General features: G+C 68.1%; 14 protein-coding genes and 1 pseudogene. 9 read left to right on the forward strand and 6 right to left on the reverse strand.

What is annotated here, in order from left to right:
* The first annotated feature begins 37 nt into the window (after positions 1-37).
* Complete coding sequence (locus PSEWESI4_RS19245) at positions 38-646, forward strand: cysteine dioxygenase family protein (protein WP_187672837.1); 609 nt, start codon at positions 38-40, stop codon at positions 644-646.
* The gene (locus PSEWESI4_RS19250) at positions 643-2226 is read left to right on the forward strand and encodes a rhodanese-related sulfurtransferase (RefSeq protein WP_187672838.1); all 1584 of its coding nucleotides are present in this window, start codon (positions 643-645) and stop codon (positions 2224-2226) included. Before PSEWESI4_RS19245 ends, PSEWESI4_RS19250 begins: the two co-directional genes overlap by 4 nt.
* 23 nt (positions 2227-2249) lie before the next feature.
* Here the strand turns inward: PSEWESI4_RS19250 and PSEWESI4_RS19255 are convergent, their stop codons facing one another.
* Both PSEWESI4_RS19255 and PSEWESI4_RS19260 read right to left on the reverse strand, forming a co-directional pair.
* On the reverse strand, positions 2250-3563 hold the full coding sequence (locus tag PSEWESI4_RS19255; protein ID WP_187672839.1) for a sensor histidine kinase: 1314 nt from the start codon (positions 3561-3563) through the stop codon (positions 2250-2252).
* Positions 3560-4300, reverse strand: a complete 741-nt coding sequence (locus PSEWESI4_RS19260; protein ID WP_187672840.1) for a response regulator — start codon at positions 4298-4300, stop codon at positions 3560-3562. Before PSEWESI4_RS19260 ends, PSEWESI4_RS19255 begins: the two co-directional genes overlap by 4 nt.
* Positions 4301-4580: 280 nt before the next feature.
* Here PSEWESI4_RS19260 and PSEWESI4_RS19265 point away from each other — a divergent pair, with 280 nt between their 5' ends.
* From PSEWESI4_RS19265 to PSEWESI4_RS19295, 7 genes and pseudogenes are all read left to right on the forward strand, one after another.
* Positions 4581-4841 (forward strand): DUF2790 domain-containing protein, encoded by a 261-nt coding sequence (locus PSEWESI4_RS19265; RefSeq protein ID WP_187672841.1) that lies wholly within the window; start codon positions 4581-4583, stop codon positions 4839-4841.
* Between the two features lie 66 nt (positions 4842-4907).
* Positions 4908-6161: a cytochrome c biogenesis protein DipZ gene (locus tag PSEWESI4_RS19270; protein ID WP_187672842.1), complete on the forward strand. Its 1254-nt coding sequence runs from the start codon at positions 4908-4910 to the stop codon at positions 6159-6161.
* A 425-nt stretch (positions 6162-6586) separates the two neighbouring features.
* Positions 6587-7033: pseudogene (locus PSEWESI4_RS19275) on the forward strand (HvfX family Cu-binding RiPP maturation protein); the annotation flags it as partial.
* Positions 7034-7281: 248 nt separating this feature from the next.
* Positions 7282-7758 (forward strand): HvfA family oxazolone/thioamide-modified RiPP metallophore, encoded by a 477-nt coding sequence (locus PSEWESI4_RS19280; RefSeq protein ID WP_187672843.1) that lies wholly within the window; start codon positions 7282-7284, stop codon positions 7756-7758.
* A gap of 71 nt (positions 7759-7829) precedes the next feature.
* Positions 7830-8687 carry an HvfB family MNIO-type RiPP peptide maturase gene (locus PSEWESI4_RS19285; protein WP_408004325.1) on the forward strand — a complete coding sequence of 286 codons (858 nt, stop codon included), beginning with the start codon at positions 7830-7832 and terminating at the stop codon, positions 8685-8687.
* Complete coding sequence (locus tag PSEWESI4_RS19290; RefSeq protein WP_187672844.1) at positions 8680-9438, forward strand: HvfC family RiPP maturation protein; 759 nt, start codon at positions 8680-8682, stop codon at positions 9436-9438. The genes PSEWESI4_RS19285 and PSEWESI4_RS19290 overlap by 8 nt, the downstream gene beginning before the upstream one ends.
* A complete protein-coding gene (locus PSEWESI4_RS19295) occupies positions 9435-10085 on the forward strand; it encodes a ferric reductase-like transmembrane domain-containing protein (protein ID WP_187672845.1) in 651 nt (216 codons plus the stop codon). The genes PSEWESI4_RS19290 and PSEWESI4_RS19295 overlap by 4 nt, the downstream gene beginning before the upstream one ends.
* A gap of 20 nt (positions 10086-10105) precedes the next feature.
* Here PSEWESI4_RS19295 and PSEWESI4_RS19300 read toward each other — a convergent pair whose 3' ends face one another.
* Genes PSEWESI4_RS19300 through PSEWESI4_RS19315 form a run of 4 tightly spaced genes read right to left on the reverse strand, consistent with a single transcriptional unit; the run spans position 10106 to position 13926 of the window.
* Positions 10106-10867, reverse strand: coding sequence for an ABC transporter permease (locus PSEWESI4_RS19300; protein ID WP_187672846.1), 762 nt, complete (start codon positions 10865-10867; stop codon positions 10106-10108).
* Positions 10864-12063 (reverse strand): ABC transporter substrate-binding protein, encoded by a 1200-nt coding sequence (locus tag PSEWESI4_RS19305; RefSeq protein ID WP_187672847.1) that lies wholly within the window; start codon positions 12061-12063, stop codon positions 10864-10866. Before PSEWESI4_RS19305 ends, PSEWESI4_RS19300 begins: the two co-directional genes overlap by 4 nt.
* Entirely contained in the window at positions 12029-12859 is an 831-nt protein-coding gene (locus PSEWESI4_RS19310) for an ABC transporter ATP-binding protein (protein WP_187672848.1), read from the reverse strand. Before PSEWESI4_RS19310 ends, PSEWESI4_RS19305 begins: the two co-directional genes overlap by 35 nt.
* A complete protein-coding gene (locus PSEWESI4_RS19315) occupies positions 12856-13926 on the reverse strand; it encodes an acyl-CoA dehydrogenase family protein (protein ID WP_187672849.1) in 1071 nt (356 codons plus the stop codon). The genes PSEWESI4_RS19310 and PSEWESI4_RS19315 overlap by 4 nt, the downstream gene beginning before the upstream one ends.
* Positions 13927-13962 lie beyond the last annotated feature (36 nt).

Below are 13962 nucleotides of genomic sequence, written 5' to 3' on the forward strand. Positions count from 1 at the left end.
ATTGCTACCTTAGCGCGGGCCGCTACTGGATACCGATATGAATCCCCAACCGAACCTGAACAGACTACGCACCTTCATCGGCGCACTCGCGGAACTGCTCGACAGCCACCCCGACGAAGCCACGACCCTGGAACACGGCGGCGACTTGCTACGGCAACTGGTCAGCCACGACGACTGGCTGCCGGAAGAGTTCGCTCAGCCGGATCCGCAGCGCTACCAGCAATACCTGCTGCATGCCGACTCGCGCCAGCGTTTTTCCATCGTCAGCTTCGTCTGGGGACCGGGCCAGAGCACCCCCGTGCACGACCATCGCGTCTGGGGCCTGATCGGCATGCTGCGCGGCGCCGAATACTCGCAGGGCTTCGCCCGCGCCGAGGACGGCGTCCTGCACCCGGAGGGCGCCGCCGTGCGTCTCGCCCCCGGCCAGGTCGAAGCGGTATCGCCGCGCATCGGCGACATCCACCGGGTCAGCAACGCCTACGCCGACCGGGTCTCCATCAGCATCCACGTCTACGGCGCCAACATCGGCGCGGTGCGGCGCGCCGTCTACCTCGAAGACGGCAGCGAGAAGCCTTTCATCTCCGGCTATTCCAACCCCTACCTGCCCAACCTCTGGGACCTTTCCAAAGAGAGCCTTGCGTCATGAGCCGAATCACCACCCGCTCCTTCCACGACATCCGCCAAGCCCTGCTCGACCGGCAGGAGGTGGCGCTGATCGACGTCCGCGAGGAGGCGCCGTTCGCCGAGGAGCATCCGCTGTTCGCCGCCAACATCCCGCTGTCCAAGCTGGAACTGGAGATCCATGCCCGCGTGCCGCGCCGCGATACTCCCGTTACCGTCTACGACGACGGCGAGAGCCTGGCCGAGGTGGCCGCCGAACGCCTGCTCGCCCTGGGCTACGTCGACGTGGCCCTGCTCGACGGCGGCCTGGCCGGCTGGCGCACCGCGGGCGGCGAGCTGTTCCGCGACGTCAACGTGCCGAGCAAGGCGTTCGGTGAGTTGGTGGAAAGCCAGCGGCATACCCCTTCCCTCTCGGCCGAGGAGGTCAAGGCGCTGCTCGATGCCAAGGCCGATGTGGTGGTGCTCGATGCACGGCGCTTCGACGAATACCAGACCATGAGCATCCCCACCGGCATCAGCGTGCCGGGGGCGGAACTGGTGCTGCGCGCCCGCGAACTGGCGCCGGATCCCGCGACCCGGGTAATCGTCAATTGCGCCGGGCGCACCCGCAGCCTGATCGGCACCCAGTCGCTGATCAACGCCGGCCTCCCCAACCCGGTGGCCGCCCTGCGCAACGGCACCATCGGTTGGACCCTGGCCGGCCAGCAACTCGAACACGGCCAGTCGCGGCGCTTCGGCGAAGTCACCGAGGCCACCCGGCAACAAGCCGCACAGTCCGCCCGTGCGGTAGCGGACAAGGCCAGTGTCGGCCGAGCCACGCTCGCCGATCTGCAGCGCTGGCAGGCGGAGCCCGCGCGCACCACCTACCTGTTCGACGTGCGCACGCCGGAAGAATACGAAGCCGGCCACCTGCCCGGTTCGCGCCCGACGCCGGGCGGCCAGCTCGTGCAGGAAACCGACCACTACGCCAGCGTGCGTGGCGCGCGCATCGTGCTGGCCGACGACGACGGCGTGCGCGCCAACATGAGCGCCTCCTGGCTCGCGCAGATGGGCTGGGACGTGCACGTGCTGGACGGCCTGGCAGCCAGTGCCTTCTCCGAGCGCGGCGCCTGGCAGGCGCCGCTGCCTCCCCTGCCCCGGCCCGAGGCGATCACGCCGCAGACCCTGAACGACTGGCTGGCCGAAGGCCGCACCCTGGTGCTGGACTTCACCGCCAGCGCCAACCACGTCGCCCGCCACATCCCCGGTGCCTGGTGGGCCCTGCGCTCGCAACTGCCGCAGGCCCTGGAACGCCTGCCGGTGGCGGAGCGCTACGTGCTCACCTGCGGGAGCAGCCTGCTGGCGCGCTTCGTCGTCGATGAACTGAAGGAGCTGACCGGCAAGCCGGTATTCCTGCTCGAAGGCGGCACCGCCGCCTGGGTCGCCGCCGGCCTGCCGACCGAGTCCGGCGAACAGCGCCTGGCCGTTCCCCGCAGCGACCGCTACCGCCGTCCCTACGAGGGCACCGACAACCCGCGCGAAGCCATGCAGGCTTACCTGGACTGGGAGTTCGGCCTGGTCGAACAGCTCGGTCGAGACGGCACCCATGGGTTCTTCGTGATCTAGGAGCCAGGGGGGCTGGTGACCCGTCAACGACGCAACTGGAGCCGCGCCACCAGCCCGCCGCCTTCGCGGTTGGCGAGGGTCAGGGAGCCGCCGATGGCGAGCGCCAGTTGCTGTGCGATCGCCAGGCCGAGGCCGGTGCCGCCGGTGCCCCGGTTGCGTGAGGTCTCCAGCCGGTAGAAGGGTTGCAGCACCGCCGTCAGTTCCTCTTCGGCGATGCCGGGGCCACGGTCCAGCACCTCGATCGACAACGAGCTTTCCGACTCTGCCCGCACCCGCACCTCGGCGGCGCCGGAAAACTTCAGGGCATTGTCGATCAGGTTGCCCAGGATGCGGCGCAGGGCGTGGGGCCGGGTGTTCAGGGGAATGTCCAGGCGGCCCTCCAGGCTGACCTTCTGGCCGGTGTCCTGGTAGTCGTAGACCAGGCTGGCGAGAAAGGCGTCCAGGTCGACCCGTCCGGGCTTCTCCACCGCGCCGTGGACGCTGCGGGCATAGGCAACGCCTTCGTGGACCAGGCGCTCCATCTCGCCCAGGTCCTGCTCCCACTTGTCGCGCCCGGCGGCATCGTCCATGAACTCGACGCGCAGTTTCATGCGAGTGATCGGTGTCTGCAGGTCGTGGGAAATCGCCGCCAGGATCTGCAGGCGCTCCTCCAGATGGGCCGCGATGCGATCCTGCATGGCATTGAACGCCGTCGCCGCATAGGCGACTTCGCTCGGCCCGTCCTCGTCCAGGCGCGGGCCGCGCATGTTGGGGTCCAGCGTGTCCGCCGCCCGGGCCAGGCGCGCCAGCGGGCGGGTCGCGGTGCGCACCGCCAGCCAGGTACAGCCCAGCAGCACGGCCAGTTGCGCCAGCAGGACCACTGGCAGCCAGTCGGCCATGGGCATCACCGACGGCCGCACATCGATGGTCAGCGGGCTGCCATCGGCCAGGAACAAATGGGCCTGCAAGTGCGGCGTCACACCGCCGATATCGCTGAAGCTCGGGCGGTAGTGCTGGCCGATGACACTGTTGATCGCGCGCACCACGTCGTTGTCGTTTCCGGCATCGAGCGGCTCCCCGTCGTCGCCTGGGCCCAGGACGAAACGGTAGGTGCGCCGCTCCAACTGGTCCAGCCACGCCGGGCGCTCCTCGGCGGGCAGGCGGTCGAGGATGGCGACGGCCGTCTGCACATCGCGCTCCAGGTTGCCCAGCATCATCGACTCGGCACTCTGGTAGCGCTCGAAGAACAGCAGGCCGAACGACAGCCCGTGGGCCAGCAGCAGGCCGACCAGGAAGATCAGCGACAGCCGCGAGGCCAGGGTGCGCGGCCAGATGCGCCAGCGGGACGGAGCGCTCATGTCGAGGACTCGGCGAACTCGACGGCCATGCTGAAGACATAGCCCTCGCTGCGCACGGTCTTGATGTAGACGGGCTCGCGGGCGTCGTCCCGCAGGCGCTGGCGCAGGCGGCTGACCAGCAGGTCGATGGAGCGGTCGAACAGGTCGGCGTCGCGGCCCTGGGTCAGGTTGAGCAACTGGTCGCGGCTGAGCACCCGCTGCGGATGATCGAGGAACACCCGCAGCAGGCGGTACTCGGCGCCGCTCAGGGCGACCTGGGTATCGCTGCCGTCGAGCAGGTGGCGGGCCGTGGTGTCCAGCCGCCAGTCGCCGAACGCCAGCAGGCGCCCGGGTTCGGAGACCTGCAGATTGGGCGGCAGCATGCGCGTGCGGCGCAGCACGGCATTGATCCGGGCCAGCAGCTCGCGGGCGGCGAACGGCTTGACCAGGTAGTCGTCCGCGCCCATTTCCAGGCCGACGATGCGGTCGGTTTCATCATCGCGCGCGGTCAGCATCAGCACCGGTGTGGCCTTGTGCTTGCCCGACCGCAACTCGCGGCACAACACCAGGCCATCGTCGCCGGGCATCATGATGTCGAGCACGATCAGGTCCACGCTATTGGCATCGAGCACCGCGCGCATCTGCCGGCCATCGGCGGCAAGCGTGGTGCGCAAGCCATTCTTCCTCAGGTAGTTGCCCACCAGCTCGCGGATTTCCCGGTCGTCATCGACGATCAGGATGTGGTCGACATGTTCCATCAGAGCCTGCCCTCTACGTTCATGGCCCCATTCTAGCGAGCCGCGCCACGCCCGACCGGGGGCTTTGTATTGCAGTGTATCCAGCCCTCCGGGGATACATTGCCGCTACACGACCGGCCTTCCGGCGCGCCCCTGTATCAGACTGTATCCCGTCCGCCTGCCGACACGCTGCGACCACAGAACCCCGCCCGCCCGACACATTCACGATACGCGCCCGCGATCCAATTGCCGGGCCGAAGCGCAACCAGCCTCGGCCCCCATCGGCAACGAGGATTCGAAGATGAAAAGCAAATCGATCATGGCGGCGGCGAGCCTTTTCGCCGTACTGAACCTGTGCACCTTCGCGGCTCGCGCCGAGATAGAAGAGCAGACCTACACCTATGCCACCCGGCTGGACGTGCAGAAAGCGCTGTCGATCCGCGAGGAACCGTCGGACATCTGCAAGGTGGTGGACGCCCGCATGACCTACGAGGACTCCCAGGGCGTCACCAAGGCCATCAGGTACCTCAAGCTTTCGCAAGCATGCGACATAGGCGGCTGACGGCACGCGCCACTCCGCTCGGAAAACACCCCCGCCCATGCGGCCTGCCACAAGGTGACTCACCCTATGATTCTTATCGCCTTCCTGGGCGGGATAATCACTGTCCTCAGCCCCTGCATACTGCCCGTGGTTCCCTTCCTGTTCGCCGGTGCGGCGCTACCCCGGCGATCCATCGCCCTGACCCTGGGCGCAATGGCCCTGACCTTCGCCCTGGTCTCGTCCCTGGCGGTCACCAGCAGCGCCTGGGTCATCCAGGTCAGCTCGGCGGGCCGCCATCTGGCCCTGGCGGCCCTGGGGCTGTTCGCCCTCGCGCTGCTGTCGCCACGGGTCGGCGCCTGGCTGACCCGTCCGCTGGTCGCCCTCGGCAACCGTCTCGAACGCGCCGGCCGAACGCGTAGCGGCGCCACTGCCGCCGTGTTGCTGGGCGTCGCTACCGGCCTGATCTGGACGCCCTGCGCCGGGCCGATCCTCGGGCTGATCATGACCAGCGCCATGCTGCAGGGCGCCAGTGTCGATACCAGCCTGCTGTTGCTGGCCTACGCCCTTGGCAGCGCCGTGGCGCTGGGCGCGGTCCTGCTCGCCGGTGGTCGCCTGCTCGGCCATCTGAAGCGCTGGCTGCCCGTCACCGAATGGCTGCGGCGTGCCGGCGGAGTGGTGATGCTGGTCGCGGTCGCGGTGATCGCCACCGGGCTGGACACCCGCCTGTTGTCGCGCGCGCCGCTGGGCGATACCGGCCGGGTCGAACAGATCCTGCTCGACCGCTTGCCCGGCGCCGCCGCATCGGCCGCCGACTACCTGATCGACAGGGCCGAGGCCGAGCCGGCCATCGAGCTGAAGCAGCTAGGCCCGGTGCCGTCCCTGTCCGGCGCGGTCGAGTGGATCAATTCCCCGCCCCTGACCCGCGAGGACCTGCGCGGCAAGGTCGTGCTGATCGACTTCTGGACCTACGACTGCATCAACTGCCAGCGCACCCTGCCCCACGTCAACCAGTGGGCCAGGAAGTACGCATCCGACGGCCTCGTGGTGATCGGCGTGCACACCCCGGAATATGCCTTCGAGAAGGTCATCGACAACGTGCGGCGCGAGGTGCGCAAGCTGGGTATCGAGTACCCGGTGGCCATCGACAACGACTACCGGATCTGGCGCGCCTTCGACAACCGCTACTGGCCCGCCCATTACTTCGTCGATGCCCGGGGCCAGGTGCGCTACAGCCATTTCGGCGAAGGCCGGTACCAGGAGCAGGAGCGGGTCATCCAGCAACTGCTTCGGGAGGCGAACGTCCCGTTCGAGGAAACCATCAGGGTCTCACCCCAACCCTGACTGTGCGCCCCCCGCCGAAGCGAGAGGGACCGGCGGGAAAGCACGGAGCCTGATAGCACGCACGGATACTCCCCCCAGGGAGAGGGGCCGGGGGCGAGGGACCGAAGTGTCGTTGCAAGACACGGCCTGGCTGGAACCAGGACTGTTCACAGTTGATGAAACACCCTGGCCCGGTACATCCGGGGTAAGCCCCACAGCCCTGCCGAGCCGGCACGCGGCACCTTGTCATGAGGCCCCGTGCCGGTTCGGCGTTTCAGCGGCCTTCTGTATCCCAACGTATCTCGGCCGGCGGTTCCGCACTTCGCTTACAAATCCACCGGGTGCCGGACACGTTGCCGATACAACGCGCCCTCGTAATGGCCACACCCGATCAAGACGGCCATACCGAGGAGCGAACCATGCATACCCCCCATCCGATCCCGCTGATGTCCCGAGTCGATGCGGTGGGCCAGTGGCTCGCCCCGCTCGGCCTGCGCCTCCTGCTGGCCTGGGAATTCTTCGAGGCCGGACGCGAGAAGCTGCTGGGCGACAACTGGTTCGCCGACCTGGCCGGCAGGTTCCCGTTCCCCTTCACCTTGCTGGGCCCCGACCTGAACTGGGCGCTGGCGACCTGGCTGGAGCTGGTCGGCAGCCTGGCGCTGCTGCTGGGCCTGGGCACGCGCTACGCCGCCTTCGCCCTGTGGGTCCTGACCATCGTGGCGATCCATGCCGTCCACTGGCCCGCCGAGTGGTCGAGCCTGGCCGACCTGTGGAACGGCTACGCCATCACCGACAAGGGCTTCGGCAACTACAAGCTGCCGCTGCTGTACCTGGCCATGTTGCTGCCGCTGATCCTGACCGGCGGCGGACGCCTGAGCCTGGATGCCCTGATCGGCGCCGGACGGGAACCGGCCACGCCCCGCTCTGACCGCACCATCTGGGGCCTGGCCCTGCTCGCCCTGGGCCTGCCGCTCAGCGTGCTGCTGCCATGGCTGGGCGGCGCCCTGGCCATCGCCGGCACGCTACTGGTGGCGATCCGCTTCCGCCACGCCACCGCCCCGGCTCACTGACTCGTCGTGTCACCGCCGCCTATCGCGGCACCTACCCGCGCGGCACCGCCGCGCTCTTCTGGAGAAAGCAAATGACCCGTACCACCACCCTCAGCAAAACCACCCTCGGGATGATCGGCGTCGCCTTGTCCGGCGGCATGTTCCTGGCCAACACCGCCTTCGCCGTGCAACCGCTGGCCCAGGGTTATCTTTCCGCAGGCATCCAGGTTGCCCAGGCGGGCGAAGGCAAGTGCGGGGAAGGCAAATGCGGCGGCAGCGCCAGCGACGACAAGGCGTCGCAAGCCGAAGGCAAATGTGGCGAAGGTAAATGCGGTGAAGGCAAGTGCGGCGATGCCTCGTTCTCGAGGACCGACACCGACAAGGACGGCCGGGTATCGCGGGCCGAGTTCCTCGCCGTCGCCGCCAAGCGTGCCAGCGCCTTCGACAAGATCGACACCGACCACGACGGCTACATCAGCGAGGCGGAAGCCCACGAGTTCCTGCGCGCCACCTACGAGGCCAACGGCAAGCCGATGCCCAAGGGCCTGTTCAGCAGCATCGCCGACTGACCCGACCTGAGCCATTGCGCGCCCTCCCCTCCATCCCGAGGGGACGGGGCGCCCCTGACGAGACCTTCGCGATGAACATGACCAAACCCCTGGTGTCCGCAGGGCTCGGCCTGCGCCGTGGCCTGCTGCAATCCCTCCTGGCGATGGACGACGACGCGGTGGACTTCCTCGAATGCGCGCCCGACAACTGGATCGGCGCAGGTGGCCGGCTCGGCGAGACGCTGGCGGAGCTTTCGGCGCGCTTCCCGATCAGTTGCCACGGCCTGTCGCTCTCCCTCGGCGGGCCCGAACCGCTGGACATGGAGTTGCTGGCCAACACCCGCAGGTTCCTGGAAACCCATGCCGTGGCGCTGTACAGCGAACACCTCAGCTACTGCTCCGACGACGGCCACCTGTACGACCTGATGCCGCTGCCCTTCACCGAGGAAGCGGTCCTGCATGTCGCCAGCCGGATTCGCCAGGCGCAGGACGTGCTGGGCCGCAGAATCGCGGTCGAGAACATCTCCTACTATGCCGCGCCCTACCAGGCCATGAGCGAGATCGACTTCATCAACGCGGTGCTGGATGAGGCCGATTGCGACCTGCTGCTGGACGTCAACAACGTCTACGTCAACGCCTGTTGCCACGGCTACGACGCCGAACGCTTCCTGGCCCGGCTGCCCGCGCGGAGGATCGCCTCCTACCACATCGCCGGCCACTACGACGAAGCCGACGACCTGAAGATCGACACCCACGGCGCCCCGGTGAAGGATGCCGTGTGGTCGCTGCTCGAAAGCGCCTACGCCCGTTTCGGCGTGCGTCCCACCCTGCTGGAACGCGACTTCAACTTCCCACTGCTGGAAGAACTGCTGGCGGAAGTCGAACGTATCCGCTCGCTGCAGGGCGTCTTCGTCGACGGCCGGATCACAGGCGGGCACGCCCATGCCTGAGTCCCTGCGCGAACAGCAATACACCCTGGCGCGGCACCTGCGCGATCCGGCGAACAACCCGCCACCGCCGGGGATCGAGCCGCGTCGCCTGAAGGTCTACCGGGAACTGTTCTTCAACTCCATCAGCGGATTGCTCGCGGGCAGTTTTCCAGTGATCCGGCAGACGCTGAGCGAGGCCGAGTGGAACTCCCTGGTGCAGGCCTTCTACGCCGGCCACCGCTCCCGGACGCCCCTGTTCACCGAGATCGCCAGCGAGTTCGTCGCCTTCCTGCAAGGCCATTCCGAGCAGGCGGACATCCCGCCATGGCTGGCCGAACTGGCCCACTACGAGTGGGTGGAACTGGCGCTCCAACTGGCCGACGCCAACGCGCCCGCCCACCGCGCCGATGGCGACCTGCTGGAAGGCATTCCCCTGCTATCGCCGCTGGCGCTGCCCCTCGGCTATCGCTGGCCGGTGACCGACCTGGGTCCCGGATTCAAACCGGCCGAGGCAGCGGGGCAACCCACCCTGCTGCTGGTACATCGCGACGAGAACCATCGCGTGCGCTTCGCACAGATCTCGCCGCCGGCCTACCGGCTGCTGCTTTCGCTCTCGACCAACCAGTGGAGCGGCCGCCAGCACCTGGCCGCGCTCGCCGACGAGGCGGGAGACGACGCGGACGGGTTGCAGGCCCAGGGCCTGGCCATGCTGGAACAATTGCGCTCGGACGGGATCGTCCTCGGCACCCTCATCACAGGAGCCTCATCATGAACACCCGGACCAACCACCTCGGAGGCTGGCGACTGTTCAGCCTGCTGGCCGTCTCGATCCTGGCGATGGCCGCGCTCATCCTGGCATTCGCCCCGGATAGCGTGGAAGGAACCAGAAGCGTCATCCGCGCGACCGCGAGAACCTCGTTCGCGCTGTTCTTCACCGCGTTCACCGCATCCGCGTTCGCCGTGCTGGTGCCCTCGCCCTTCAGCCGGTCCCTGCTGCGCGAACGGCGCATCATCGGGCTTTCCTTCGCGTTCTCCCACTTCGTGCATGCCATCGCGATCTTCGCCTACGGGCAACTGGCGCCGGAGTTCTGGCCGAACCGCACGGCGCTCGGCAACCTGCCGGGATCGATCGGCTATGCGTTCATCCTCCTGCTGACGCTGACCTCGTTCAAAGGCCCCGCCCGCCTGCTGGGCGCGAAGGCCTGGAAGCGCCTGCACGTGACCGGCATGTGGGTGATCGCCGCGATCTTCACCTACTCCTACTTCAAGCGCATACCGACGAACCTGCTGTACGCCATCCCGTTCGGCATCGTCGTGGCCGCGGTCGCTGTCCGGCTGGTCGGCAAGCTCGCCCTGGCGGCCAGGCGCAACCAGCGCGCCCCGGCGAACCCCGACGAACGGAAGGCGCTGGTGTCGTGATACGGGCTGCCCCTCGGCAATCAACCCGCGCCGTGCGCCCAGCGGCGGTACAAGCCGCGGGCGGCGGCGTCCAGAATGAAACCCAGCACGCCAATCAGCACCACCATGGCCATCAGTTCGGAATAGGCCAGGCGGTCGCGGGTATCGAGGATGTAGTAGCCGAGCCCGGCGCTGACGCCGAGCATTTCGCAAGGTACCAGGACGATCCAGAGGATACCGATGGCCAGCCGCACGCCGGTGAGCACATGCCCCAGCACGCCCGGCACGATCACCCGTCGCAGCGTCTCCCAGCGCGTCGCGCTCAGGCTGCGCGCCAGTTGCAGCCAGCGCGGATCGAGCTGGCGCACCCCGGCCGCCGTGTTCAGCATGATCGGCCAGACGGCCGCGAATGCCAGCAGGAAGTAGATCGGCTGGTCGCCCACGCCCATCAGCATCACCGCGATGGGCATCCACGACAGCGGCGAGATCATCCGCAGGAACTGGAAGGCCGGCGTGGTCGCCGCCTCCAGCAGCCGCGAACTGCCCACCAGCAGGCCCAGCGGAACACCGACCAGCAGCGCCAGCAACAGCCCCGCCAGCACCCGCTTCAGGCTCACCAGCGCATGCTGGTACAGCTCGGCGCGCCAGAGCAGTTCCTGCAGGCTGGCCAGCGTGGCCTGCGGCGAGAACAGCGCCGACAGGCCATCGGCCTCACCGAACAGACGGACGCCCAGCCACCAGAGCGACAGCAGTACGCCAAGGCCGAAAATGCCCAGCAACCCGTAGCGTTGGCCCCGGCTCAAACGCCGATCTCCTCGGTGCGCTCGAAACCCTCGGCGATCCCGAAGGCCTTGAGCCCACCGACGGCGGCGATGCTGTTCCTGACGAAACGATCGTCCACCAGATCGGCCGCGGCCCGCTGCGGATCGAGGTCGGCGAGGAAGGCGTTGTCGCCCTGGATCAGGGTGCCTTTCAGCCTTTTCACCAGTTCCTCGGTGTAGCTCGGGAAGGGATAGGGCTGGAAGTCGATGCGCTGCTCCTTCCAATCGGCATGGCGAATCGCGCCGCTGGCGAGATAACCCTCGCGCTCGCTCGCGGCCGGAGCCAGGACCCGGTCCAGTACCTCGCGGGCATGGGGGGTATAGCGGTTGGCGCCGTCCTTGGACAGCAGGCTGGCCGCCTCTTCTCGGTGGTCGCGGGTCCAGAGCTGGGCCTTGACGATGGCGTTGACCACCTTCTGCGACCACTCCGGCCGGTTGTTCAGGTCATGCTCATGCATGAACACCACGCAACAGGCGTGGTTGCGCCAGACGTCGCCGGTAAAGCGCTGGATGCGCCCGACCTTGAGATTCTCCGCCAAGGCATTGAAGGGTTCGGCGACGATGTAGCCGTCGATGCGCTTGCTGGCCAGGGCCGGCGGCATGTCGGAAGGCGGCAGCACCACCAGGTTGACCTCGTTGTCCGCCAGGGCGCTGCCGGTGGCTCGGCTGACCGGCTGCAGGCCGTTCTCGCGCAGCAGTTGTTGCAGCACCACGTTGTGGATCGAGTACCAGAACGGAATGGCCACCGACTTGCCTCCCAGTTGGCGCACCTCGGTGATCCCCGGCGAGACCGTGAGCCCCGAGCCGCCGACATGGTTCCAGGCGACGACCTTGGCCGGCACCTTGCTGCCGTAGCGGGCCCACACGGTCATCGGCGACAGCAGGTGGATGACATTGACCTGTCCGGATATGAACGCCTCGATCACCTGTGCCCAGCTACGCAGCAAAACCGGCCGTTCGGCCTTGATGCCCTCGGCCTCGAACAGGCCGTTGTTGTGCGCCACCAACAGCGGCGTGGCATCGGTGATCGGCAGGTAGCCGATGCGCACCGGCGCGTCCGGTTCGGCGGCGGCGCGCGCCTGCAGGCTGCCCAGCAAGGGCAAGGCCCCGGCGGCGGTCAGCAGCGCGCCGAGTCTGAGAAAGTCACGTCGGGAGTGAGTGGGATCGTCCAGGCACATGGCAAGCCTCCAGCGGTTCGATTGAAGTTCCGTTGTTGCGGCTCGCCCGCCGTAGGGTTCTGAGAATGTCGATGCGCAGCGCGCCCAGCTCCTCGACCAGTTCGCCGCGCGGATGCGGCAGGTCGATGTGCCACTCGCCGAGCGTCCGCGCCGGGGTGTCGCCCAGTAGCAGGATGCGTTCAGAAAGCAGCAGGGCCTCATCGATGTCGTGGGTGATCAGTACCGCGGCGGTGCCCTGCCCACGGATGATCCTGAGCAGCAGTTGCTGCATGTCGGCGCGGGTCACCTCGTCCAGCGCGCCAAAGGGTTCGTCCAGCAGCAGCACCTGCGGCTGCCGGGCCAGGCAGCGCGCCAGCGCGGTACGCTGGGCCATGCCGCCGGACAACTGCGCGGGAAACTGCGCGCGCGCGTGCGGCAGACCGACGGCGGCGATCGCCTGGTCGATCCTGGCCTTGCGCTCCGCCTTGTCCAGTTTCGGTTGCCGGGCGAAATCCAGCCCGAAGGCAACGTTGTCTTCCAGGTTCAGCCAGGGCAGCAGGCTCGGGTCCTGGAACGCCACCGCCAGGCGCGGATGCGGCCCGTCCAGCGGCTCGCCGAGCAAGTGGATGCTGCCACCCTGCGGTTCCTGCAGGCCGGCGAGCACACGCAACAGGCTGGACTTGCCGACGCCGCTGGGACCGAGGATGGTGACCAGCTCGCCCGGCGCCAGGCGCAGGTCGAAATGCTCCAGCACGTGGTGCCAGCCCTGGCCACGGGAGTAACCGAGGCTGATGTCGCGCGCCTCCAGCACGCTCACGCCGCCGCTCCTTTCGCCTGCCGGTTCAGCTCCGTGCGCAATTGCACCAGGCTCGGCGTCACGATGGGCACGAACGCCGACTCGCGCCAACGCCGCGCGAAAGCCCCGCCATGGGCCTGGAGATAGGCCTTGCCGCCACTGGCCTGCAACTCCAGTTGCACCGCGCCGGCGGCAGACTCCGCCAGGGCGATGCGCAAGCGGAACAAAGCCGCTGGCTGGGCACTGAACGTGGCGCCGCCGAGACCGCTCTTCAACTCGCCCACCCGGCCCTCCAGGGCCTGCCTGTGCTCCACGAGTTCATCGGCCAGTACCGAACGGCTGCCGCCCAGGTGGGTCTCGACCTCCGCCAGCGCGCGGCGCGCCAGGCCGATCGCCAGGCCACATTGCAGCCCGAGAAAAGCCGGTCGTACCGCCGGGAGAAACTGTCGCGCATCCTCGTGCAGCAACCAGTCGCGCGCCAGTTGCAGCCGAGTCAGGGTGAGTGCCGCGGTATTGCTCGATTGCAGGCCGAGCAAGGCCAGGTCGTCGGAACGCTGCAAGCCGTCCAGGCCATCGGGGATGGCGGCCACGAAAGGTGCTCCGTCCCCGGCATGGGCGATTGCCGCCGCCACAACGAATCCACCCTTGCGCAGGTTGGTCACCCAGGGCAGGCGACCGTCCAGCGTCCAGCCTTCGGCGGTCGATCGCGCATCGACCTGCAACGACTCGATGCCGCTGAGAAACTTCATGGCGTTGGATAGCCCGGTGGCTCCCGCCAGGTGGCCATCGAGCAAGGGTTTCAGCACGCGCTCGCGCAACGCCGCATTGGGGCTCTGCAACAGGTACTCGATGAACGCCCGCTGCCCCCAGAGGACGAAGGCGGCGGTCAGCGAGTGCTCGGCCACCGAAGCGATCGTCTCGACCGCATCCTGCAAGGTACCGCCCGTGCCGCCGAGCGCTGGCGCAACGCCGACTCCCGTCAGGCCCGCCGCCGCGAGTCGCGGCAGCACCTGCTCCGGATCGCAGTGCCCGAGATCGAGCGCTTCGGCGTGGTCGTCGAGCCAGTGGCAGAGTGTCGGGTCCAGCATAGGGGTATCTCCTCGGTACCCGGCGAAGAACATCCG

Source organism: Zestomonas carbonaria (assembly GCF_904061905.1).
GTDB classification, from domain to species: Bacteria; Pseudomonadota; Gammaproteobacteria; order Pseudomonadales; family Pseudomonadaceae; genus Aquipseudomonas; species Aquipseudomonas carbonaria.